The sequence below is a fragment of the Nocardia sp. NPDC055165 genome (assembly GCF_053606985.1).
Genome location: NZ_JBSGSS010000004.1, coordinates 247,645 through 270,810 on the forward strand (window position 1 = coordinate 247,645; position 23,166 = coordinate 270,810).

General features: G+C 68.5%; 20 protein-coding genes and 1 pseudogene. 12 read left to right on the plus strand and 9 right to left on the minus strand.

Translation table 11 applies throughout. The annotated features are described in order from the left end of the window. Positions 1 to 30: 30 nt before the first annotated feature. Positions 31 to 744 carry a GntR family transcriptional regulator gene (locus ACWFRF_RS10555; RefSeq protein WP_452449683.1) on the minus strand — a complete coding sequence of 238 codons (714 nt, stop codon included), beginning with the start codon at positions 742 to 744 and terminating at the stop codon, positions 31 to 33. A gap of 287 nt (positions 745 to 1,031) precedes the next feature. On the opposite strand from ACWFRF_RS10555, the gene ACWFRF_RS10560 reads away from it, so the two are divergent. Genes ACWFRF_RS10560 through ACWFRF_RS10590 form a run of 7 tightly spaced genes read left to right on the plus strand, consistent with a single transcriptional unit; the run spans position 1,032 to position 9,173 of the window. After that, complete coding sequence (locus tag ACWFRF_RS10560; protein WP_378989299.1) at positions 1,032 to 1,952, plus strand: ABC transporter permease; 921 nt, start codon at positions 1,032 to 1,034, stop codon at positions 1,950 to 1,952. Then, entirely contained in the window at positions 1,949 to 2,821 is an 873-nt protein-coding gene (locus ACWFRF_RS10565; protein ID WP_452449685.1) for an ABC transporter permease, read from the plus strand. The genes ACWFRF_RS10560 and ACWFRF_RS10565 overlap by 4 nt, the downstream gene beginning before the upstream one ends. Then, the gene (locus tag ACWFRF_RS10570) at positions 2,818 to 3,816 is read left to right on the plus strand and encodes an ABC transporter ATP-binding protein (protein WP_452449687.1); all 999 of its coding nucleotides are present in this window, start codon (positions 2,818 to 2,820) and stop codon (positions 3,814 to 3,816) included. Before ACWFRF_RS10565 ends, ACWFRF_RS10570 begins: the two co-directional genes overlap by 4 nt. Further along, complete coding sequence (locus tag ACWFRF_RS10575) at positions 3,813 to 4,805, plus strand: ABC transporter ATP-binding protein (protein ID WP_452449688.1); 993 nt, start codon at positions 3,813 to 3,815, stop codon at positions 4,803 to 4,805. Before ACWFRF_RS10570 ends, ACWFRF_RS10575 begins: the two co-directional genes overlap by 4 nt. 7 nt (positions 4,806 to 4,812) lie before the next feature. Then, complete coding sequence (locus ACWFRF_RS10580) at positions 4,813 to 6,342, plus strand: ABC transporter substrate-binding protein (protein ID WP_452449690.1); 1,530 nt, start codon at positions 4,813 to 4,815, stop codon at positions 6,340 to 6,342. A gap of 4 nt (positions 6,343 to 6,346) precedes the next feature. Further along, complete coding sequence (locus tag ACWFRF_RS10585) at positions 6,347 to 7,600, plus strand: amidohydrolase family protein (protein WP_449966641.1); 1,254 nt, start codon at positions 6,347 to 6,349, stop codon at positions 7,598 to 7,600. Position 7,601: 1 nt separating this feature from the next. After that, a complete protein-coding gene (locus ACWFRF_RS10590) occupies positions 7,602 to 9,173 on the plus strand; it encodes a chlorohydrolase family protein (RefSeq protein ID WP_452449693.1) in 1,572 nt (523 codons plus the stop codon). Here ACWFRF_RS10590 and ACWFRF_RS10595 read toward each other — a convergent pair. The 3 genes from ACWFRF_RS10595 to ACWFRF_RS10605 are packed head-to-tail and all read right to left on the minus strand — an operon-like array spanning position 9,127 to position 12,734. After that, a complete protein-coding gene (locus tag ACWFRF_RS10595; RefSeq protein ID WP_452449695.1) occupies positions 9,127 to 10,569 on the minus strand; it encodes an amidase in 1,443 nt (480 codons plus the stop codon). The genes ACWFRF_RS10590 and ACWFRF_RS10595 overlap by 47 nt on opposite strands. A gap of 57 nt (positions 10,570 to 10,626) precedes the next feature. Beyond that, on the minus strand, positions 10,627 to 11,622 hold the full coding sequence (locus ACWFRF_RS10600) for an acrylyl-CoA reductase family protein (RefSeq protein ID WP_452449697.1): 996 nt from the start codon (positions 11,620 to 11,622) through the stop codon (positions 10,627 to 10,629). A 44-nt stretch (positions 11,623 to 11,666) separates the two neighbouring features. Continuing rightward, complete coding sequence (locus tag ACWFRF_RS10605; RefSeq protein WP_452449699.1) at positions 11,667 to 12,734, minus strand: DNA polymerase IV; 1,068 nt, start codon at positions 12,732 to 12,734, stop codon at positions 11,667 to 11,669. Between the two features lie 72 nt (positions 12,735 to 12,806). On the opposite strand from ACWFRF_RS10605, the gene ACWFRF_RS10610 reads away from it, so the two are divergent. Both ACWFRF_RS10610 and ACWFRF_RS10615 read left to right on the plus strand, forming a co-directional pair. Beyond that, complete coding sequence (locus tag ACWFRF_RS10610) at positions 12,807 to 13,370, plus strand: TetR/AcrR family transcriptional regulator (protein WP_452449700.1); 564 nt, start codon at positions 12,807 to 12,809, stop codon at positions 13,368 to 13,370. Positions 13,371 to 13,411: 41 nt separating this feature from the next. Beyond that, positions 13,412 to 13,819, plus strand: a pseudogene (locus ACWFRF_RS10615) (PaaI family thioesterase); the annotation flags it as partial. Positions 13,820 to 14,038: 219 nt separating this feature from the next. On the opposite strand, the gene lon reads toward ACWFRF_RS10615, so the two are convergent. Next, positions 14,039 to 16,525 carry an endopeptidase La gene (gene lon / locus ACWFRF_RS10620; protein ID WP_378989310.1) on the minus strand — a complete coding sequence of 829 codons (2,487 nt, stop codon included), beginning with the start codon at positions 16,523 to 16,525 and terminating at the stop codon, positions 14,039 to 14,041. Positions 16,526 to 16,713: 188 nt separating this feature from the next. On the opposite strand from lon, the gene ACWFRF_RS10625 reads away from it, so the two are divergent. Together ACWFRF_RS10625 and ACWFRF_RS10630 are read left to right on the plus strand one after the other, a co-directional pair. Then, positions 16,714 to 17,121, plus strand: a complete 408-nt coding sequence (locus ACWFRF_RS10625; protein ID WP_378989311.1) for a YciI family protein — start codon at positions 16,714 to 16,716, stop codon at positions 17,119 to 17,121. Next, positions 17,118 to 18,260, plus strand: a complete 1,143-nt coding sequence (locus ACWFRF_RS10630) for an RNA polymerase sigma factor (RefSeq protein WP_452449701.1) — start codon at positions 17,118 to 17,120, stop codon at positions 18,258 to 18,260. The genes ACWFRF_RS10625 and ACWFRF_RS10630 overlap by 4 nt, the downstream gene beginning before the upstream one ends. 100 nt (positions 18,261 to 18,360) lie before the next feature. On the opposite strand, the gene ACWFRF_RS10635 is transcribed toward ACWFRF_RS10630, so the two are convergent. The 3 genes from ACWFRF_RS10635 to ACWFRF_RS10645 are packed head-to-tail and all read right to left on the minus strand — an operon-like array spanning position 18,361 to position 20,411. Beyond that, the gene (locus tag ACWFRF_RS10635; RefSeq protein ID WP_378989313.1) at positions 18,361 to 19,434 is read right to left on the minus strand and encodes a DUF3068 domain-containing protein; all 1,074 of its coding nucleotides are present in this window, start codon (positions 19,432 to 19,434) and stop codon (positions 18,361 to 18,363) included. Next, positions 19,431 to 19,601: a DUF2613 domain-containing protein gene (locus ACWFRF_RS10640; protein WP_082844323.1), complete on the minus strand. Its 171-nt coding sequence runs from the start codon at positions 19,599 to 19,601 to the stop codon at positions 19,431 to 19,433. The genes ACWFRF_RS10635 and ACWFRF_RS10640 overlap by 4 nt, the downstream gene beginning before the upstream one ends. A 30-nt stretch (positions 19,602 to 19,631) precedes the next feature. Further along, a complete protein-coding gene (locus tag ACWFRF_RS10645; protein WP_378989314.1) occupies positions 19,632 to 20,411 on the minus strand; it encodes an Rv1157c family protein in 780 nt (259 codons plus the stop codon). 83 nt (positions 20,412 to 20,494) lie between these two features. Between ACWFRF_RS10645 and ACWFRF_RS10650 the strand changes: the two genes are divergently transcribed. Further along, a complete protein-coding gene (locus ACWFRF_RS10650; protein WP_379313236.1) occupies positions 20,495 to 21,112 on the plus strand; it encodes a TetR/AcrR family transcriptional regulator in 618 nt (205 codons plus the stop codon). 317 nt (positions 21,113 to 21,429) lie between these two features. Here the strand turns inward: ACWFRF_RS10650 and ACWFRF_RS10655 are convergent, their stop codons facing one another. After that, entirely contained in the window at positions 21,430 to 23,151 is a 1,722-nt protein-coding gene (locus tag ACWFRF_RS10655) for a protein kinase domain-containing protein (protein ID WP_452449705.1), read from the minus strand. Positions 23,152 to 23,166 lie beyond the last annotated feature (15 nt).

Sequence of the window (23,166 nt, forward strand, 5' to 3'; positions counted from 1 at the left end):
CAGCCCAGCTCCCCGATCGTGGGGGCTGGGCTAGCGGTCGTCGCCAGGAGCATGGTCATGGTCGGCATGCCGTAGCGCGGTGACGATCGTGAGGGTGGGGGTGCGACCTGCTTCGGTGTGGCTGAGCATGGCGTATTCGGCCAGGCGTTCGTCGCCCGAGGAGATCGCGTCGATGAGGTGCTGGTGTTCGTCGCGCTGTTCCTCGGTGTTGCGTTCGGTGGTGAGGAAGAACAGCCAGGCCATCCGGGCGAGGATGGTGCGCATCAGCTGAGTGAGCAGCGAGTTGCCGGACAGTTCCACGATGGCGCCGTGCAGCTTCGCGTTCGTCTCGGCGATGCGGAGCGGATCACCAGAATCGGTGGCCTCCTGCGCTTCTCGCAACGCGGCCCGCAGGGGCGAGCTGTCGTGCCCCTGCCTGATCCGGGCAGCGGCGAGTCGGGCCGCCAGCGGTTCCAAACCGATGCGGACATCGAAGAGTTCGTCCACCGCGGTGGTATCCCAGGACCGCACGACCGCGCTGCGACGCGGCAGCGCGCTGACGATGCCGTCGAATTCGAGTAATGCCAGGGCTTCTCGCACCGGCAGGCGCGAGGTGCCGAGCATGGCGGCCAGGCGCGCCTCCGGCAGTTTCTCGCCTTCGCGGTACTCCCCCGTGATGATCGCGCGGCGCAGATCGTCGTATATCCGTCGCGTCTGCGAAGTGTCGTCGACGACTTCTACCGGCGGACGTAGGTTTCGGGCCACCCGAACAGTCTACGAAGCCGCGCCGATGGTGACGGCCGGCGATCGCGCAGTCTAGCGGCGGACCTACCGAATTCAATTCGGTAGACCAAATATATCTTCGTCCACCTCAGACCACCTGCGAACCAGCCTGCCCCGCGGGTCGAGCATGGGCCTTGACGAAGGCATTCCTGCCGGTTGGCAGCATCGAAATCATTCACGGACCCGAAACTTTCGGAACACAATGGGGATACACGGGAATCCAATTCTGTATACCGAATGACATTCTCGGCACACAGAGAGGATCAGTGTTGGCCGTCTATCTGATCCGCCGCCTCATCCAGGCGGTGATCACCGTGTTCGCCGTCATCTCGCTGGCGTTCCTGCTCGGCAGATCCACCGGAAGTCCCGTGGCCTCTCTCCTGCCGGAAACGGCGAGCGAGGCCGACATCGCGGCACTGGAAGCCGAACTCGGCTTCGACAAACCGCCGCTGACCCAGTACTTCGACTACGTGACCGGCGTGCTGTCCGGCGATTTCGGTGACTCGTACCAGCAGACCGGCACCTCGTCGATGACACTGGTCCTGCAACGCCTGCCCGCTTCGCTCCAACTCGGTGTCGCGGGCTTCGCGATCGGTCTCGCACTCGCCTTCGCCGTGGTGCTCGCCATCCACCTGAGCGGCCGCTGGTCGCTACGCGGGGTAGCGCTCGGTGTCGGCGCGGCGCGACTGGCGGTGCCGGACTTCCTGTTCGGGCTGCTGCTGGTGCTGGTGTTCTCGGTGACGCTCGGCTGGTTGCCCTCGCTCGCCGGTGCCGACCCGCTCGCGATCATCATGCCCGCCCTCACCATCGCCACCGCGCAGTTCGTCGTCTACTCACGGCTGCTGGACAATTCGCTGGTCGCCGAGAGCTCCCAGGACTATGTGCGCACCGCGTACGCGCGCGGCGAGCGCAGATCCTCGGTGCTCCTGCGCGATGTGCTGCCGAACGCGCTGCTGCCGGTGCTCACCATCTCCGGAATCACGCTCGGCACGCTGCTCGGTGGGCTGGTGATCGTCGAAAACGTCTTCGCCTGGCCCGGTTTGGGCACGTTGATGCTCGACGCGGTGTTCAACCGGGACTTTCCGGTGGTCCAGTCCGGGCTGGTGGTGATCGCGACCATCTTCGTGATCGTCAACTTCGGGATCGACGTCCTCTACGGCGTCATCGATCCGAGAGCGAGAGTCCGATGATCCGTCCCCGCGACTACGCCACGATCGCGGGCGTCGCCATGATCCTCGCAGTCGTGCTGTTCTCCCTGCTGTATCCCCTCTTCCCCGGTTACGACCCCTACGGGCAGGAACTCGCGGCCGCGTTCTCCGCGCCGTTCACCACCGGGAACTATCCGCTCGGAACCGATTCGCTCGGTCGCGATCTGGCGAGCAGGCTGGCGCTGGCCGGACGGATCACACTCGGGTTGGTCCTGGTGATCGTGCTGGTCAACGCGGTGATCGGCATGACGGTCGGCACGGTGTCGGGCTACTTCCGCGGTGTCACCGACAGCGTGCTGATGGGTGTCGCCGATGTGCAGCTCGCGGTCCCGATGACGCTGGTGATCATGGCGGTGTCGGCGATACGCGGGCCGAGTACCGCGCTGATGGCGACGATCCTCGGCGTCACCTTCTGGGTCGGCTATGCCAGGGTGGCGCGCTCGGTCGCGCTCGGGCTGTCCGGTCGCGATTTCGTGATCGCGCCGAAACTGCTCGGCGCGCGCTCTGGCTGGGTGATGCGCAAGCACGTCGTCGGGCACGTCACGGTCCCTGTGCTGATTCTGGCGACCGCCGATCTCGGCAATGTGCTGATCATGATCTCGTCGTTCGACTATCTCGGCCTCGGCGTGCAACCACCCACTCCCAGTTGGGGATTGATGATCACCGACGGACAGAAGTACCTGCGCCAGGCGCCCTATCTGACGATCGTTCCGGCGGTGGCACTGCTGCTGGTGATCGGCGGAACCCTGTTGGCCAGCCGGCGATTCACCGATGAAGGCCAGGGGTTGCGCCGAGTTCGGCGGGCACCACGCGCTCGCCGCCGCGCTCTCGCGAAAGAGGTTGTGGCATGAGCCCATTGCTGGAGATCACCGATCTCACCGTCGGCTACGAGACAGCCGCGGGCGACCGTGTGGTGCTCGTCGACGGGGTGAGCCTGCGCCTGGAGGAGAGCGAGGTGCTCTGTCTCGTCGGCGAATCCGGATCGGGCAAGTCGGTGACGATGCTCGCCGCCCTCGGCCTGCTCCCCCCGGCATTGACGATCTTCTCGGGCAGCGTGCGTTTCCGCGGCGACGAACTCGTCGGCGCCGACGACGAAACCCTGCGCCGCCTGCGGGGCGCCGAACTCGGCATGGTCTTCCAGGACCCGATGACCACCCTCAATCCGGTGCGCCGGGTCGGCACGCAGATCGGTCGCGCGCTGGCGGTGCATCAGCGGCTCGACGCAAGGAAACGCAAGCAGCGCGTAGTCGAACTCCTTGCCTCCGTGGGTATCCCACAACCGGCCGAGCGGGCGCGCGCCTATCCCCACCAGTGGTCGGGTGGTATGCGCCAGCGCGCGGTGATCGCCATGGCGATGGCCAACGATCCGGCGGTGCTCATCGCCGACGAGCCGACCACCGCGCTCGACGTGACCATCCAGGCCCAGCTCATGGAGGTGCTGGCACAGGCTCGCGCCCGCAGCGGCGCGGCGATGGTGTTGATCACCCATGATCTCGGGTTGGTCGCCCAGTACGCCGATCGGGTGGCGATCATGTACGCGGGCCGGGTGGTCGAGACCGGCACGGTGTGGCAGATCTTCGACGACGCCGCCCACCCGTACACCCGTGGCCTGCAGGGCAGTCTGCTCGGGCAGGCGGGCGCGGGCCGCGCCTACGCCATCCCCGGCTCGCCACCGTCACCGACGAAACGTCCGGCCGGGTGCGGGTTCGCCCCGCGTTGCGAGTTCGCGGGCAAGAGCCGCGAATGCGACACAGCCCCACCACCTCTCGTCGCCACCGGCGACGGTCGCGCGCTCGCCTGCCCGCCCGCGCTCGCCGCCCCTCTCCGAGAGGACATTTCGGCATGACCGTGATCGATACCGCAGAGGAAGTGATCCGGGTCGACGGCCTCGAGGTGAGCTTCACCAGCAGGCGCGGCCTCACCGGCAAGCGCAGACTGCGAGCCCTCGACGGCGTGAGCTTCGGGGTCGTACGCGGTGAAACCTTCGGCCTGGTCGGCGAATCCGGTGGCGGGAAGTCCACGCTGGTCCGCACGATCTTCGGCATCAACACCCCGACCGCGGGTTCGGTGCGCATCCTCGGCCACGACCTGGCCGCCCTGCGACCGGCCGAGCGCAGGGCGCTGCGCAACCGGGTGCAGCTGGTGTTCCAGGACCCGTACTCCTCCCTCGACCCGCGAATGAGCGCGCACGACATCATCGCCGAACCGCTCCGGATCGCGGGCGGCTACTCCCGCGCCCGCGTGCTCGAACTGCTCGACCAGGTCGGGCTCGGACCGGACGCGCTCGACCGGCGCCCGGCCGAGTTCTCCGGCGGACAGCGGCAACGGCTCGGGATCGCCAGGGCGCTCGCGCCGAGGCCGGAGGTGCTGGTACTCGACGAACCGGTGTCCGCGCTCGACGCCTCGGTACAGGCCCAGGTGATCAACCTGCTCCAAGACCTGCAAGAACAGCTCGGCCTGTCGTATCTGTTCATCGCCCACGATCTCTCGGTCGTGCGGCACCTGTCGGACCGGGTCGCGGTGATGCATCTGGGCAAGCTCGTCGAGATCGGCGCCACCGAGGACGTGTTCACCAGTCCCCGGCATCCGTACACGCGCGCGCTGATCGCCTCGGCTCCCGTTCCCGACCCCCATCAACGCCGCCGCGACACCTCGACGCTGATCCGCGGCGAACTCCCCGATGCCGCGAATCCACCGAGCGGCTGCACCTTCCGCACCCGCTGCCCATCGGCGACCGGCGAATGCGCCACGCGCATACCGGAACTCGAGCCGCTCGGGCCCGCCGGGCATGTCGCGGCGTGCCTGCATCCACTTCCCCGCTCCACGAAAGATTAGGAAACCCATGAGACCGATCACCCGCAGTGTGGCTACCGGACTCGCGATCCTCGCGTTCTCCACCGTCACCCTGAGTGCCTGCGCACCCGCGGGCACCGACACCGCGTCGACGAAGACCCTCGTGGTCGGCGCGGTCACCGAACCGACGGACGTGCCGGACCCGATCAGCGACGGTTCGCTGGCAGGCTACAACTACTACTTCGCGACCTTCGACCAGCTCGCCCGATTCGACGCGGAAGGCGTGATCGGCCCGAAGCTCGCGACCTCGTGGGAGCACAACACCGATTTCACCCAGTGGACGTTCACGATTCGTGAGGACGCGAAGTTCCACAACGGCGAACCGGTGAAAGCCTCCGATGTCGCGTTCACCTACAACCAGATCAAGGCGACACCCAACGGCGATCCGGCCACCTATATGGAGATGTTCACCTCAGCCGCCGCCGGTCCCGGCAATACCGTGGTGTTCAGCCTCAACGCCCCCTTCTCCGCGTGGCCGACCATCACCACCGGCGTCTCGATCGTGCCCGAAAGTGTTTACACCAAGCTCGGTTCCGCGGGATTCGCGGCCGCACCGGTCGGCTCGGGGCCGTTCGTGTTCGACCACTACACGCGCGGCGTCGAATACGTCGTCAAGCGCAATCCGAACTACTGGGGCGACAAGGCCGCGATGGAGACCGTGACCTTCAAGACGGTGGCCGACGCCGACGCCCGACTCAACGGTGTTCAGTCCGGCAGTCTCGATGTGGCCTTGATCGCGCCCAATCAGGTTGCCGCCGTGGATGGTTCGAAGAGTGTGCACATCGAGTCGCGGGTCTCCAACGGCGTCACCTTCCTCGGCATGAACGCCACGGCGGGTCCGCTGGCCGACCAGCGGGTACGCGAGGCGATCGCACTGTCGATCGACCGGGACGCCATCGTCAAGAGTCTGCTCGCGGGCCGCGCGACGGTCGACAGCCAACTGGTCGCCAAGAACGTCGGCGGCTACGACCCGAAATATGCCGCGCCGGTGCGTGATACGGCCAGGGCCAAGCAGCTGCTGGCCGCGGCGGGCTACAACGGCACGCCGATCCCCTTCCAGTACGCGACGAACGGACGCATCCCGCTGAGCTCGGAGATCGCCCAGTCGATCCAGGCGAACCTTGCCGAAGTCGGCATCACCATCACCCTGCACGGCACCGATCAGAGCAGCCATTCCCAGATGATCTACACGAAGAAGGCCGCCACCGGCATCTACCTCAACACCTACGCGCCGTCCACCATGGACGGCGACGCCCCGATCGCCTCGATGTTCGGCGGGCAGTGGAACGACTACGCGATGCTGCCGGAAACCCAGGCCCTGGTCGCCAAGACCCGGACCGTCGCCGGACAGGCCAGGATCGATGTCTACCGAGATCTGTTCACCCTCAACGATTCCAAGGCGCTGCTGCTCGGCCTCTACACCCCCGATGCCAGCTACGCGGTGGACCCGGCGCTGAACTGGAAGCCGCGGGCGGACGGGATGATCACCGTCGACGCCGCGACCTTCGGCAAGGACTGAGCGCGTGGGTGATTCGCTGTTGATCACCGACGTTCGCCCCTGGGGCGGCCCGCCGGTGGACCTGCTGATCGAGAACGGCACGGTGGCCGCGGTATCCGCGGCCACCGGTCCGCCGGTGCCCGCCGGCGAGCTCGTCGACGGCGCGGGCCGGTTGATCCTGCCCGCACTGTCGGATGTGCACCTGCATCTCGACTCGAGCAGGCTCGGGCTGCCGTTCCGTGCCCAGACCGGGATGCCGGGACGGTGGGGCCGGATCATGAACGATCGCGAGCACTGGCGGTCGGCGGAACGTTCCGTGGCCGAACGTGCCTCGTTCACCCTCGCGGTGGCAGTGGCCAACGGGGCCACCAGGATTCGCAGTCACGCCCAGGTGGACGCCGATTCCGGGCTCACCAAGCTCGAAGGCGAACTCGCGGCGCGGGAACGCTACGACGACGTGTGCGACGTGGAGATCGTAGCGTTCCCGCAGGTCGGAATCCTGCTCGAGCCCGGCGTCGTCGACCTCATGGACGCGGCACTGTCGGCCGGGGCCGACCTGGTCGGCGGGATGGATCCGTGCGAACTCGACCGCGATCCGGTGCGACATCTCGACGCGGTGTTCGGGCTGGCCGACAAGCATCAGGTCGGCGTCGACATCCACCTGCACGAAGCGGGTGAGCTGGGGCTGTTCACCCTGTCGCTGATCATCGAACGGGTGCGGGCGCTCGGGATGACCGGTCTGGCGACCATCTCCCATGCCCGATGCCTGGCCGGTGGGCTGCCCGCTGTGCCTGCGGCGATCGAGCAGCTGGCGGAGCTCGACATCGCCCTCACCCACGCGGCGGGCGCGCAGGGTTGGGCGTTGCCGTTGCTCGACCTGGCCGCGGCCGGTGTGCGCGTCGGGGTCGGGATGGACGGTCAGCGGGACTACTGGTCGCCCTACGGCAACGGCGACATGCTCGACCGCGCCTGGCAACTCGCGTTCGTCAACGGGTTCGGATCCGACGAGCACGTGGAACACGCTCTCGCCGTGGCCAGTTGGGGTGGAGCGAGCGTGCTCGACCGGAGTCTGCGCCCGCTCGGCCGGAGCGAGCCACATCCAGGTTTCGAGGTCGGTGATCCGGCCGAGTTCTTCCTCGTCGACGCGGCCAGCCCGACTTCGGCTGTGATGGACCGCCCGGCCGAGCGCACTGTAATCCACCGGGGCAGTGTGGTTTCCGTCGATACGGCACTGGAGGGATTCGAGATTCCCGGTCGTTGGGGCAGGGGGAGGAGCTGAGATGCGGCGCGGTATTCGAGCACGCCATGTGCTCGCGTCGGGGATCGTCGGCGGCCACGTGTTGCTCACCGATGGCGAAGTGGTGGTGGAGGATTCGCGCATCGTCGCCGCCGGTCCGCGCGGTCTGGAGACCGTCGACGAGGTGATCGAGCTCGGGGACGCGATCTTGATGCCCGGGCTCATCGACCTCGACGCGCTCACCGACATCGACCACACGATCCTGGATTCGTGGCAGTCGCGCGAGCTCGGCCTCGGTTTGCAATGGTCGCGCGAGTACGCCACACAGCGGCGGCGCGCGGTGTTCGACGCCGAGGAGCGGGCGTTCATCCGTGAGTACGGGTTCGTCCAGCTGCTGCTGCACGGGGTGACGACGGCGATGCCGATCGCGTCGGAGGTACACAGCGATTGGGCGGAGACCTACTCCGACGCCGTGGCGATGGCCGAATCCGCACAACGTCTGGGCCTGCGGGTGTACCTCGGGCCCGCGTACCGATCCGGGGTCAACGTGGTCGACGACGACGGCTCGCGGTCCATCTACTGGAACGAAGAACTCGGGCTCGACGGGTTCGAGGGTGCGGCGCGGTTCCTGGAGTGGGCCTCGGCGCAGGACACCGATCTGGTCCACGGGACGCTGCTCCCGTGCCGGATCGAGACGCTGTCCGAGGATCTGCTGCACCGGACCGCCGCGCTGGCCGCGGCGACCGGCGCGCTGGTCCGCCTGCACGCGCTCCAAGGGCTGCACGAACGCGCGTTCGTGATCGAGCGGTTCGGTATGTCACCGCTGGCCGTGCTCGAGCGGACCGGTCTCCTCGGGCCGAATCTGCTCATCCCCCACGGGATCTACATCGACTCGAACCCGCACGTAGATGCCGATACCGATGACGATCTCGGCACGCTCGCGGCGTCGGGAGCATCGATCGTGCACTGCCCGCTCACCTCGGCCAGACACGGATCGGCGCTCGACAGCTTCGATCGGTACCGGGCAGCGGGCGTGCGCATCGCCCTCGGCACCGACTCTTTTCCGCCGGACCTGGTGCGCGGCATCGACATCGGCGTCACCCTGGCCAAGGTGCTGGCATCGCGGCTCGACGCGGCCACCTACGGCGACTACGTCTCGGCGGCGACGCTCGGCGGTGCCGAAGCGCTGCACCGACCGGACCTGGGCACGATCGCGGTGGGGGCGACCGCCGACCTGGTCGCCTTCCGCCTCGACGACCCGCGCGACGGCGTCCTCGACGATCCGATTCGCACCCTGTGCATGAACAGCACCGGGCGCGCGGCGGATTTCTCCATGGTCGCCGGGCGGATCACTCTGCGCGACGGGGTAATTCCCGGCATCGACCTGCCTGCGATGACCCGGCGGGCGCAGTCACTGTTCGACCGGATGCGGGCGGCCTACACCGAGCGCGACTACCTACGCCGTCCCGCCGGCGAACTGTTCCCGGCGTCCTTTCCGGCCGAGCCGTCGATACCGCGCGACGATGGCGTTGCTCCCGAGCACGTGACCACACCCGGAGGGGGAGTGGTCAGCCCCGCGGGCGGACCCAGCCGCCGAACGCCTTCTCGAGAGTGAGGGCCGCGGCGATCGAGAGGTGATCGCGGTTGGGTCCCGCGACCACCTGTACCCCGAGTGGCAGACCGTGGGTGCCGCGGCCGAGCGGCACCTGGGTGACGGGGAGCCCGGCGAGGCTGAACGGTGCGACCGTGTTCGTGCGCCACAGGCGGCCGGTGGTGCGGCCGTGACGGGGCGCGACCGTGCTCAGGGTCGGATGCAGGAGCAATCCGTCACCGATGATCTCGGTGATCTCGGCGGCAGTGCGGTGTGCGGCGGCGGTGATGCGCCGGGCCACCCGGGTGGGTAGCCGGGCCGCGATCAGCTCGCCGAGCGCGAGGAGGCGGGTGGCGAGGGTGTGGTCGCCGCGCAGGGCGGTGAGTTGTCGCGGCGCGAGGATGTCGGCGCCCTCGCCGCGCATGATCTCGGCGAAGCTGATCCCGGTCTCCTCGGCCAGCACGATCGTGGCGAAGAGCCCGATCGTCCGCAGCGAACGCATCGGTACCCGGATGACCTCGGCGCCCGCCTCGGTGAGCGCGGCGGCGGCGCGGTCGCGCGCGGCCAGTACCTCACGGCCGAAGCCGGGGGCGAAGGTTCCGTCGAGCAGCACGACGGGCACACCCCGCATCGAGGTGGTCGCCGGATCGCCGAGGGTGGCCGCGCGGACCAGGGGATCGGTCCCGTCGGGACCGGCCATGATCCGCAGCAGCGGCATGAGATCGGCCGCACGGCGGGCGATGACCCCGTTGGAGCACAGGGCGGCCACGCCGAACGGTGGTGGCCACGCACCGGTGGTCGGGAGCAGGCCGGTCGACGGGCGGTGCCCGAAGACGCCGTTGCAGAAGGCGGGCACCCGGATCGAGCCGAGGGTATCGGTGGCCAGGCCGAGCGGGGAGCCGCCGCTGCCGACGGCGGCGCCCTCACCGCCCGATGACCCGCCCGCCGTCCGTGTCCGGTCGTGCACGTTGCTGGTTCGCCCGTAGACCCGGTTCGTCGACTCGAGCCACATGCACCCCTCGGCGGTGTTGGTCAGCCCGAGCACGATCGCACCCGCGTCCAGAACTCGTTGCACCACCGTGGCATTCGCGGTGGGCCGCAGGTGCCGCCGAGCCACGACGCCCGCCGTGTTGGGCAGGCCCGCGACCGCCAAGGACTCCTTGACGGTGATCGGGACGCCGAACAGCGGCGGCAGGTACTCCGGCCCGGTCGCGAGGTGGGCGTCGGCGGCGTCGGCCTGTGCCCGCGCGGTGTCGTAGCAGTCCACCACCACGGCGTTCGTGGCGGGCGCGAAACGTTCCAGCACGGCGATGTGGGCATCGATCACCGCGCGGACGCTGACCTCGCGGGCGCGAATGGACGCGGCCAGCGCGATCGCGGACTCGTCGGTGATCGTGGTGCCGTCTGGGCGGAGCATCATGCCCGTTACAGTATTACAATCTCCGTAACGTCGTCGTGTGGCGAATTTCTGGCGGGCTCAGAACTCGTTGGCCACGCCGATCACGGTGCGCCCGGAGTGGGTGCCGTCCTTGATCGACTGCAGGACGGTGCCGACCTCGGTGATCGGCGTGAAGGACTCGATCGTCGACAGATGCTGGGGGCGAAGCTGTTTGCCCAGTGCTGTCCACAGTGCGCGGCGCTTCTCGATCGGGAGCTGGACCGAGTCGATGCCGAGCAGGCTGACGCCGCGCAGGATGAACGGGAGCACGGTGGTGGGAAGCTCGGCGCCGCCGGTGAGGCCGCTGGCCGCTACCGCCCCGCCGTAACCGATGGCGCTGAGGACGTGGGCCAGCGACGCGCCGCCGACGCTGTCCACCGCCGACGCCCAGTTGGCCTTGTTGAGCGGGCGCGGCTTGGCATCGGGGTCGAGGGGCAGCCGGCCGATGACCTCGTTGGCGCCGAGCTCGGCCAGCAGGTCGTTCGCGTCGGTCTTGCCGGTGGAAGCGATCACCTCGAAGCCGAGGCCGGAGAGGATGTCGATGGCCACGGTGCCGACACCGCCGGTCGCGCCGGTGACCAGGACGGCGCCGTCGTCGGGGGTCAGGCCGTGGTCGAGCAGGGCCTGCACGCTCAGGGCGGCGGTGAAGCCCGCGGTGCCGATGGTGGCGGCGTCGCGGGTGTCGAGGCCGTCGAGCTTCACCACCCATTCGGCAGGCACCTTGGTGTATTCGGCAAAGCCACCGTTGCGCGAAACGCCCAGGTCGTAGCCATGGGCGATGACCTGGTCGCCGGGGGAGAAGTCATCGATCTCCGAGGCGATCACCTCACCGGTGAGGTCGATGCCCGGCACGATCGGATAGTTGCGCACCACCCCACCGCGCGGCGTGATCGCCAGCAGATCTTTGTAGTTCGCGCTCGAGTAATGAACCTTGATCGTCACCTCGCCGCTACCGAGGAAGTCGTCTCCCACCGTTTCACGAGCGAGAACGATCCCACCATCGGATTCACGGGCCACCATCGCAGAAAACTCCATTGCCCGAGCATACGAGTTCGCGAGACCGCGGGGGAGGACCCACGTCAGGGCGGGAGGAGTTCCAGGCGGACGCCGAGGAGTCGGATCGGGCGGTCCAGGTCGAAGCGGTCGATGATCGCCAGGGCGGTGTCGGTGATGGTGGTGATGTCGTCGGTGGGGGTGGGGAGTTTTTGCTGTTTGCTGCGGGTATAGAAGGTTTTCGTGCGGACGGTGACCGAGACCCGGGTGCTGACGCGGTGGTGTTCGCGCATCTCCTCGGCGACCTCGGTGGCGATGCGGGCGACCTCGCGGCGGATTTCGCCGGGATCGGTGAGGTCGTGCGGGAAGGTCTCGGACTTGCTGCGGCCCACGGGGATTCGTGGGGTGGTCGAGAGTTCGGTGTCGCCTTTGCCGTGGCCGAGGACCCACAGGTAGGGGCCGGTGCTCGGGCCGAACTCGGCGGCCAGACGCGCGCGGTCGGCGGACATGAGATCGGCGACCGTGGTGATGTCGAGGTCGGCCAGGCGGTGGGCGATGCGGGCACCGACGCCCCAGAGCGCGTCGGTGGGGCGGTGGCCCATGAGTTCGGTCCAGTTGGCGGCGGTGAGCTCGAAGATGCCGGTGGCGGCGCCGGGGTCGTGCTCGGGTTCGGCGGAGGTCTTGCCGGTGGACTTGGCGAAACCGGTGGCGAGCTTCGCGGTGAGCTTGTTGTCGCCGATGCCGACCGCGGACGTGAGGCCGAGTTCGATGATGGCGGTGCGGATTTCGGCGGCCAGCTGCCACGGATCGCCGTCGGTGGCGACGAACGCCTCGTCCATCCCCCACACCTCGACCGCGCCGGCCACCCGGCCCAGCGTCGCCATGATCTCTTCGGAGGCCACCTCGTAGGCGGCCATGTCGACCGGCAGGAAAACGCCCTCGGGGCACTTGCGCTGCGCCATTCTCAACGCCATCCCCGCACGTACGCCGTAGGCCCGCGCGGGATAAGACGCGCAGGTCACGACCTTGCGGGGCTGCGCGGGATCGCCCTCGCCGCCGACGATCACCGGCCGGCCGCGCAGCTCAGGGCGACGCCGGAATTCCACCGCCGCCTGGAACTGGTCGAGATCCACATGCAGGAGCCACCGGGGCACAGTTCCGTCTTACCGCATCGCACCGACAGATCGGCTCTTGCCACGTCAGCCGGACAGAACTAAATTCTGTATATGGAGATGCGAGATCGGTTGTTGCTCGCCGCGGAGCGGCAGTTCGCCGAACACGGCGTGCTCGATGCCACGCTGAGCGATATCCGCGCCGCCGCCGATGCCAGCGTCGGCGCGCTGTACCACCACTTTCCGGACAAGTCCGACCTCTATCGGCAGGTCTGGGTGGCCGCGCTCACCGACTACCAGCAACACTTCTGGAATGCCGTCGCCGACAGTCCCGACGCGCGGACCGGCGTCGAGGCCGGGGTGCGCGCGCACCTGCACTGGGTGCACGAATATCAATATCGCGCAACGGTTCTCACGGGTTCGCGGCCGCCCGGGGCCCGGGAGAGCGAGCGCAATGTGGAGTTCCTCACGGCCGTCCGGCGGTGGTGGCGCACGCACGCGGGATACGGCGCGGTGCGTGACCTGGAACTCGATCTTGTCTACGCGCTGTGGCTCGGTGCGGCACAGGAATACTCCCGCCAATGGCTTGGTGGCAATATCCGTACCGCGCCAACCGATGTCGCCCCCGAGCTCGCCGCCGCCGCGTGGGCGACACTGCGGGCCGACGGCACCGAATAGTCACCATGCAGGGCCACGCAACTCGAAGAACGGAACACCCGATGCCGACCGAAGCTTCCACCCTCGACCTCGACCTGGCGCGCCAGGTACTAGCCGCGCAGCCGTTCGCCCGTCTGGTCGGCACCGAGCTCACCGAATTCGGTGAGGGCGCAGCCACTCTCATCATCGACATCCAGCCAGAACACGGCCAGCAGTTCGGCTTCGTGCACGGCGGGGTGCTCGCCTACGCCGCCGACAACGCCCTCACCTTCGCCGCGGGTACCGTCCTGGGCCCCAACGTCCTCACCGGCGGCTTCACCATCACCTACCTGCGCCCTGCCCAGGGCGAGCGCCTGCGCGTGCACGCCACCGTCCTTGGCGCCACCCGCCGCCAGGCCGTCACCCACTGCGACGTCTACGCCGAGACCGAGGGCGAGGAACCTGTCCTCTGCGCGGTCGCCCAGGGCACCACCCGCCGCGTCGAGAAGGACCTCGCCCCCACCACCGAGGAAGATGCGGACGGTTTCGACGACGACGATCTCGACGACCTCGACGACCAGGACAACTACGACACCGACCAACTCGCCGTAGTCACCGTCGCGGGCCCGATGCTGCCGCCGACCGTCAGCCGCTAGCCGGACACGTCAACGGGCCGTACACAGCTGTGCACGGCCCGTTGACAGCGGGGATCAGGCGCTGACGGCGAAGGTCTTGCCGTCGGCGGCGGGTTCGGCGATCGGCTCGATCGCGTAGGCCAGGATGTCTGCCACGTCGGCGACGGGGCGGACGTTCAGGGCGGCCAGTACTTCCGCCGGGACTTCGTCCAGGTCCGGTTCGTTGCGGGCCGGGATGAAGACGGTCTTCAGGCCGGCTCGCTGGGCGGCGAGCAGCTTCTGCTTCACGCCGCCGATCGGCAGGACACTGCCGTTCAGGGTGACCTCGCCGGTCATCCCCACATCGCCGCGGACCGGGCGACCGAGGGCCAGCGACACCAGGGCGGTGACCATGGTGACGCCCGCCGAAGGGCCGTCCTTGGGGACCGCACCCGCGGGGAAGTGGATGTGGATGTTGCGGTCGAGGACCTTCGGCTCGATACCGATTTCCTCCAGGTGCGAGCGGACGTAGGTGAGGGCGATCTGAGCCGATTCCTTCATCACGTCACCGAGCTGGCCGGTGAGGGTGAGCGAACGCTCGCCCTCGGCGCCGTTGGCCTCGATGTAGAGGACATCGCCGCCCGCACCGGTCACCGCGAGGCCGGTCGCCACGCCCGGGACGGAGGTGCGCTCCATCGAGTCCGGGGTGAAGCGGGGACGCCCGAGGTAGTCGGTGAGGTTGTCGAGGTCGACCACCAGGCTCGTCACCTGACCGACCGGCTGCGGACCGGCCGCGATGTCGATGACGTTGTCGTAGCCGAGTTCGGGGTCGTACCCGAGCACCGCGCCCTCGCCCAGCGCGCCCTTGTCGACGAGCGGGGCGTCCACGGCAGCGTCGCCGACGCTCGCGGGGTCGCCTGTGACCAGGCGAGTTGCCGCCTTGCGCAAGGCTTTTGCCACCAGGCGCTCCATTTGACGCACGCCCGCCTCCCGGGTGTAGTTCGCCGCGATCTCGCGCAGGGCCGCGTCGGTGATCGACACTTCTTCCGCGGTCAGCGCGTTGCGCTCCAGCTGGCGGGGAACCAGGAAGTCGCGCGCGATCGCCACCTTGTCGGCCTCGGTGTAACCGTCGACGGTGATGAGCTCCATACGGTCCAGCAGGGGACCGGGGATGGTGTCCATGACGTTGGCGGTCGCGATGAACAGGACATTCGACAGGTCGAGGTCCAGGTCCAGGTAGTGGTCGCGGAAGGTGTGGTTCTGCGCGGGGTCGAGGACCTCGAGCAGGGCCGCCGCCGGATCACCACGGAAGTCGGAGCCGACCTTGTCGATCTCGTCCAGCAGGACAACGGGATTCATCGAACCCGCCTCCTTCACCGCACGCACGATCCGGCCCGGCAGCGCGCCGACGTAGGTGCGGCGGTGGCCACGGATCTCGGCCTCGTCGCGCACGCCGCCGAGGGCGACGCGAACGAACTTGCGGCCCAGCGCCTTGGCGACCGATTCACCCAGCGAGGTCTTACCGACACCGGGGGGACCCACCAGCACGAGCACCGCGCCGGACCCGCGTCCGCCCACGACCTCGAGACCGCGCGCGGCCCGCCGCGAACGCACCGCCAGGTACTCGACCATCCGGTCCTTCACCTCGTCGAGGCCGTGGTGATCGGCGTCGAGCACCGCTCGCGCGGCCGAGACATCGGTGCTGTCCTCGGTTTTCACCGTCCACGGCAGATCGAGCACGGTGTCGAGCCAGGTACGGATCCAGCCGGATTCCGGGCTCTGGTCGCTGGCGCGCTCCAACCGGCCGACCTCGCGCAGCGCCTCCGCGCGCACGTTCTCGGGCAGGTCCGCGTTCTCCACGCGAGTGCGGTAATCGTCGGCGCCGTCGGGTTCGTCCTCGCCGAGTTCCTTGCGGATGGCGTTGAGCTGCTGACGCAGCAGGAACTCGCGCTGACTCTTCTCCATGCCGTCGCGGACGTCTTCGGAGATCTTGTCGGTGACCTCCACCTCGGCGATGTGGTCCTTGATCCAGTCGATCTGCTTGGTCAGCCGCACCGCTACATCGGGGGTCTCGAGCAGTTCGCGCTTCTGGTCGTCGGACAGGTACGGCGCGTAGCCCGCGGTGTCGGCGATGGCCTCTACGTCGTCGAGCTGGTTGACGATGTCGATGATCTGCCAGGCCTCACGCCGCTGCAGCACGGCGACGACCAGCTTCTTGTACTCGGCGGCGAGCTCGGTGGTCCGCTCGTCGGGCTCGACCGCCTCGACGAGTTCGGCCTCCACCCACAGCGCGGCTCCCGGCCCGGTGACACCGTGCCCGATCCGGGCGCGGCGCTCGGCCTTCAACACGGCCGCGGGCGCGCCGCCGCGCATCCGGCCGACCTGTTCGATGGTGGCGACGACGCCGTAGGACGCGTAGCCCTCGTCGAGGCGCGGCGCGACCAGCACCGAACCAGTTTTGGCCGCCTGGGCGGCGTCGATGGCGGCCTGCGCGGATTCGTCCAGTTCGATGGGCACGACCATGCCCGGCAGCACGATCGGATCGGTCAGGAACAGCACCGGCAGGTTCTGAGCTGAAGTCATGTCGACCCTTCCAAAGTTGAGCTTTGCTGACTCAACATGGACCCCCGGCGGTTTGTTCCTGCAGGTGGCGCCGTTCACTCACGGCGAAAATAATCGGCCGGGATTCTTGTGCCGCCGATGTCGAGAACGCGTGGGTGGCTCCGTCCCAGGGGTACAACCCACACAGAACACCAACCGAGGAGAACATCATGGCCAAGTACCTGCTGCTCAAGCACTACCGTGGCGCGCCCGCATCGGTCAACGACGCGCCGATGGATCAGTGGACGGCGGACGAGGTGTCCGCGCATGTGCAGTACATGGTGGATTTCGCCGATCGATTGCGATCGACCGGCGAGTTCGTCGACGGTCAGGCACTGTCCACCCAGGGCACGTGGGTCCGCTCGGACGGCGAGGGTCGCCCGCCGGTCACCGACGGGCCGTTCGCGGAGACCAAGGACCTGATCGCCGGGTGGATGGTCATCGATGTCGAGACCTATGACCGGGCGCTCGAACTCGCCGGGGAGCTGTCGGCGGCACCGGGCGCAGGTGGGAAGCCGGTGCAGGAATGGCTCGAACTGCGGCCGTTCTACACAGAGTTGCCCACGGTGACCGAATGAACGACGCGCTACTGCGCGAACTCGTCCCCGCGGTGATCGCGATCCTCGTCCGCCGCGGGGCCGGGTTCGCGGCGGCCGAGGACGCGGTGCAGGAGGCGCTGATCCGGGCGCTGGAAACCTGGCCCGACGATCCACCGCGCGACGCGAAGAGCTGGCTCGTCGCCGTCGCCTGGCGGAAGTTCATCGATGCGACACGGGCCGAAACGTCCAGGCGTGGGCGGGAATTCGCGGTCGATGCCGAGCCCGAAGCCGGTCCGGTGCCCGCCACGGACGACACGCTGTGGCTGTATTTCCTGTGCGCGCATCCCTCGCTGTCGCCGGGCTCGGCCGTCGCGCTGACCTTGCGCGCGGTCGGCGGCCTGACGACCCGGCAGATCGCGACGGCCTACCTGGTTCCGGAATCGACTATGGCGCAACGGATCAGCCGGGCCAAGAAGCGGATCACGGGCTTACCGCTGGACCGTCCCAGCGATCCGGCAACGGTGCTGCGGGTGCTCTACCTCGTCTTCAACGAGGGCTACAGCGGCGACATCGATCTGGCCGCCGAAGCCATCCGCCTCACCCGTCAGCTCGCCGCCTCGACCGGCGAACCCGAGGTCTCGGGGCTGCTCGCGCTGATGCTGCTGCACCACGCACGCCGTGCGTCGCGTATCGAGGGCGGGCGCTTGATTCCGCTGGCCGCACAGGACCGATCCCGGTGGGACACACACCTTATCGCCGAGGGCGTGACGATCCTGCAAGCCGCACTGGCCCGTGACCGCCTGGGCGAATACCAGGCCCAAGCCGCGATCGCGGCCCTGCACGCGGACGCCCCGAGCACCGCCGAAACGGACTGGATACAGATCGTGGAGTGGTACGACGAACTACTGCTTCTCACCGACAGCCCGGTGGTGCGCCTGAATCGCGCGGTCGCGGTCGGTGAGGCCGACGGCCCCCGAGCAGGGCTGGCCGCCCTCGCGGATCTCGACCCGGAACTACCGCGCCACAGCGCATCCCGGGCCTACCTACTCGAACGAGCGGGCGAACTCGAAGAGGCCGCGACCCTGTACGCCGCAGCGGCCCGCGCGGCCACCACAGTTCTCGAGCGCGACCATCTCACCCGCGAGGCGGCTCGAGTTCGGCAGTTACCGCGACCCTGAATCCGATTGCCGCGCGGTCGCACTGGGCAAACCTGCCCACAAAACAGCTCGGCCTCCCCCGGGTTGAGGACCGGGGGAGGCCGAGTTGTGGACAGGTGGCTTACAGGTTCGAGGAACGAATCCGCTCGGTCGGGGGATCGAACGGACGGCCCGCGGTGGAGCCCGAGCTCAGGAATCCGAGGACCGCGCCGCCGATGAGGAAGATGGCGGCGAGGATGCCCAGGATGATCGGCAGGGTCTTGCCGTACAGGTCGAGCTTGTCGAGGCTCTCCTGGGTGACGGCCATCTGGGCTTCGATGGTCTCTTCGTCGAAGACGAGGTGCGACTTCAGGATGTTGACGTCCACCTGCCCGGCGCTACGGCCGTAGTACATGTGGAGGTTCTCGCCACCCTTGAGAACCGCGCCGGTCCTCGGCTCCACCCACACGTCGCGGGTGTTGGTGTAGAAGCGCGTCATGGTGACCGGCTCGGTGCCCTCGAGGCCCCACTTGGCGGCGGGCAGGGCGAGCTGATGGGACGGGTGCTTGACGACGTCCCACATGTTCGTCACCGGGATGGTCTGCCGGAAGTGGTAGACCGGCACGCCGTTGATCTCCGACTCGTCGATGAAATCGATGTCGTAGGTGGCGCGGGCGTTGAGGTCGAAGTACGGGTACGACTTCTTCTCGGTGCCGATCGGGAAGCGGTACTGCAGGCCGCGCCGCTGCGACTCGGTGGGGATCGCGGCGCCCGACTTGGGGTCCTGAGCCACGGCGATCGAACCGTTGGGCGAGGCGTCGATCGGCGCGCCGGTGACGCGGTCGATGGTGACGCGGTCGACCGAGGCGGTGAGCAGGCCGTCCTTGGGGTCCTGGTCGTCGCGACGCAGGGTCTGGCCGGCCTGGACGGTCATCTCGTCGGCGTCCGAGGGCTCCTCGACCGTCAGGAAGCGCTGCGAAACGAGCGGCACATTGGTGTTCACCTTGGCAGCGCCCTCGGTCGCGGTGAGCGACTTCGCGTCCAGCACGAGGCTTTCCTCGCCGGGCACGCTCTTGGCGACCGTGGTGATGCGCAGGTCGAGCGGGGTCTTGGCGACCTTGCCGACCGTGTAGGTGGGAATCATGACCGCGGCCGCGAGCAGCAGCGCGCCGAGACCGACGAGGATGCAGGCGATGAGCCTGCGTACGTTGCTCATCGCGAGCCGTACTGCACGTTGCCGAGCAGCGACGAGCCCGGGTCACCGGACTCCTCGGGCGCGGGGATCGAATTCTGTTGCGCGCCCGCGGTGATGCCGAGTACGGCAATCACCCCGATGACCGCGCCGGCCAGGCCGCTGACCAGGCCGGGGACGACAAACTTCATAGATCGAACTCCAATTGCGTGGTGCGAGACTCAGCCGACGGAGAAGAAACCGAGGGTCGGGGCGAACGAGCAGGTGCGGTCACCATCGGCGGTGGCCGTGGTGAGCGAACCGGTGATCACTGCCGCGACCCGGCCGGGACCGGTGTCGGCGATAGCGGTGAGAGTGGCCGGGCCGTCGGCGTTGATGCCCGCCTCGGTGGTGAGCGGCTGGGTACCGGTGCGACGGTTGTCGAGGTTGACCCACTGCACCGTCATCGGCGGATTCTGCACGACCGTGGCGGTCTTCGTGCCGAGCGCGGTGAAGACGAAGCCGGTCTGGCCCGCGGCCGGTCCGGGCGGCGGCAGTGTCGCCGGGCCGGGGACCGCCAGCGCGGTGCCGACGGAATCCGACGTCGGGCCGATGCAGCCCTTGCCGATGGTCGGGTAGAGGAACTGCGCGATGCGCGGACCGTCCGAAGGCGGCAATTCGGGACCGCCGCCGCCACTGCCGTCGAGGAAGGTGATGACCTTTTCGAGGGTGGCCTTGACCTGCGCCGGGATGCCGGGCGTGGCCAGCAGCACGCGAGCCTGGGCCAGGATCGCGGCCTGTCCGCCGTCGGCGATGGGGCCGGGGGCCGAAATCGCGCCTACGATCGTCGGAGCCAGCGCCGCGAGTGTCCCGGAGGGGACGTTCTCGGCGATGGCGGGGACGCTCGGCTGCGTCGCGGCGGACTGCGGGGCAGCCATCGTGGGCGTGGGTGCCACGAGTGCCGCACCCGCCGCTAGTACGAGGGCGGACAATGCGGTCCGCGATGCTCGGGTGCTCAGCACTGGTCGGCCGTCCTTTGTTCGGTGGATAGATGAAGCGACCCGGAAAGGTCAGTGTTATCCCGGGTTTCAGATACTTTGGAGAGGTGACTACAGCGGACAGGCGGTATGGGGGTCGTACGGTCGTCGCGCGAAAAGCCGAACGACGACTGCGATTCCTGGAAGCAGCGACGCGAATTTTCGCGGAACGCGGGTACGCCACGTGCTCGCTCGCCGAGGTGTGCGCGGCGGCCGGGCTGTCCAAGCGGCAGTTCTACGAAGAGTTCGAGACCCGCGAAGACGTGCTGGTAGCGGCCTACGACCGGATCCAGGACGACGCGGCGGCCGCGGTGGGCGCCGCGCTGGTCGCGCTCGGTTCCACCGATCCGAAGCTCGCGTTGCGGGCCGGTTTCGGCGCGTACCTGGAGTCGCTCGGCTCCGACCCGTATCGCGCGCAGGTGGCGGTGATCGAGGTGGTCGGGGTGAGCGATCGGATGGAGACCCATCGCCGGACCCGCAGGCACGCCTGGTCGGCACTGATCGCGGGCGCACTGGAGCGGGTGGGGGTGCGCCTGCGCGGTGACGCCGAGCTGACCACCGCGCTGATCACCGGCGCGGTCACCGGCGTGGCGCACGAATGGTTGCTGCGCGAGTCGCGTCCGCCCGTCGACGAGCTGGTCGATCTGCTCACCGGCGCCGCTCTGGCACTGGTCACGTTCGACTGACATCAAGGCAGCCTTCGGGACGGTGGCAACCTTGCTCACCTGCCGCCCGCTCAATCGACTCCCTTTCCAGACATTGTGAGACCGACTGGCTTCACAGTGTGGGCGAGAGTTTGACATATTAGTGACCCAGATCGCAACGGCAGAGTTTGCGAGACCGACGCTACCTGCGGGTATGGATTGACGGCGCTGCCCGTCAGCGGCGCGACACCGCGTTTCACGTAGAGGTTTGCTACTGGACGAACGACCGGGTGCACCTGCGCCGAGGGCATCGCGGGCTATCCGGTAGCAACCTGTTCCAGTTCGGTCGGAGCGCATTGTCAGCCCTTCCGCAGGGTGCCGGCGATGGTGCCGCCGAGGACACCAGGGGTTCGATAGGCCAGCGAGCCGTCGGGTTGCAGAGTGACCGTCGAGGTAGCGCCCTCGTCGAAGCATCCGCTACCGGCGGTGAGCCTGGCCCGGAAGGTGAGGCGCTGCGCGGTGGCCTCGGTGAGGGTTTCCGCACGGCCGCAGCGGTCGCGGGAGAGGGCGCCGGTGTTGGCCGAGGTCGCGAGTTCCTGACCGACCGCACCGGCGGCGATGGTGAGTTCGATGTCGAACTGAACCGGGCCGTCGGCGGCACGGCCCTTCCAGGTGCCGACGAACTCGGCCGGGACGGAGTCCGTGCCCGATCCGGTGGCGGTCGAGCTGGGTGCGGTCTCGGTCGAGCTCGAAGCGACGGAGGTCGAGGCGACGGAGGTCGAGGCGGCGGAGGTGCTCGATCCGGTGCCGCCGGTGGACCCGGCATTCAGTTGGGTCCCGATCAGATAGGCGCCACCCGCGACCGCCACCGCCACCGTCGCGGACGCGGCGATCAACAGAGTCCGGGTTCGTCGCGACGCGGTGGCACGTGCCGGCGCGGGCGGCGGGCGACCGGTGAACGTGTCGACGGAATTGTGCGCGACCACAAAGGGCGGCGGGGTGAATTCGCCGGGCTCTCCATAGGGAGTCGGCGGCGATCCGCTGGTGACGGTCGGTCCGTGCGGTCTCGAGGAGCCGGTCGGAGACACCTGCGCGGGGTTCGCGGCCGACAGGTTCGGTACCGAAGTGCCGGTCGACCAGCCTGGTGCGGAAGTCGCGGCGGCATCGAGCGGCGATGCGCCGGATGGGTCGGCAGGATCGAAATCCAGGTCGAGTAGCCGGACGGCGCTGGTACTGATGTGCGCGACTACTTGTGGCGGCAGCCAATCGGTTCGTTCGGCAGTGCCGAGGTGGGCCAGTTCCGAAAGGACTTGTTCCGGGGTCGGTCTGGCAGCGGGGTCTTTGGCCAAGCAGGACGAGACGAGCGGTCGCAGGGCGGAAGGAAGAGCCTCGAGACGGGGTTCCTCGTACACGATGCGCCAGAGCATCTGCATCACCTCGGCCGTACCGAAGGGGCCGTGACCCGCGGCGGCGAAGGTGAGGACGCCGCCGAGGGCGAAGACATCGCAGGCGGGACTGAGGGTTTCGCCGCTCACCTGCTCGGGACACATGAAACCCGGTGAGCCGAGAAACTTTCCGGTGGTAGTGAGGGCGGAATCCGCGATCACCCTGGCAATGCCGAAATCGATCACCTTGGGGCCGTCGATCGCGAGCATCACGTTCGACGGCTTCAGGTCGCGGTGCACGATGCCTGCCGCGTGCACCGCCACGAGCGCTTCGGCGAGCCCGTGTGCCAACGCCGGCAGCGCGGGCTCGGCGAACGGCCCGAACCGGTTGACCGCGTCGGTCAACGAGATCCCGGCGACATAGCCGGTGGCCAGCCACGGCGCCCGCGCATCGACATCGGCGTCGAGCACCGGCGCGGTGTAGGCCCCGCCGACGCGCTGAGCCGCCGCGACCTCACGACGGAACCTCGCACGGAACTCCGCATCGATCAGATCCGGGCGGATCACCTTCACGGCGACCGTGCGCCCGCCCGGGTTCCGGCCCAGATACACCTTGCCCATGCCCCCGGCACCCAGCACGCCCAGCAGTCGGTAGTCGCCGATCCGCCGAGGATCGTTCGGGTCGAGCGGTTGCATCGCGGGTGGTTCCTT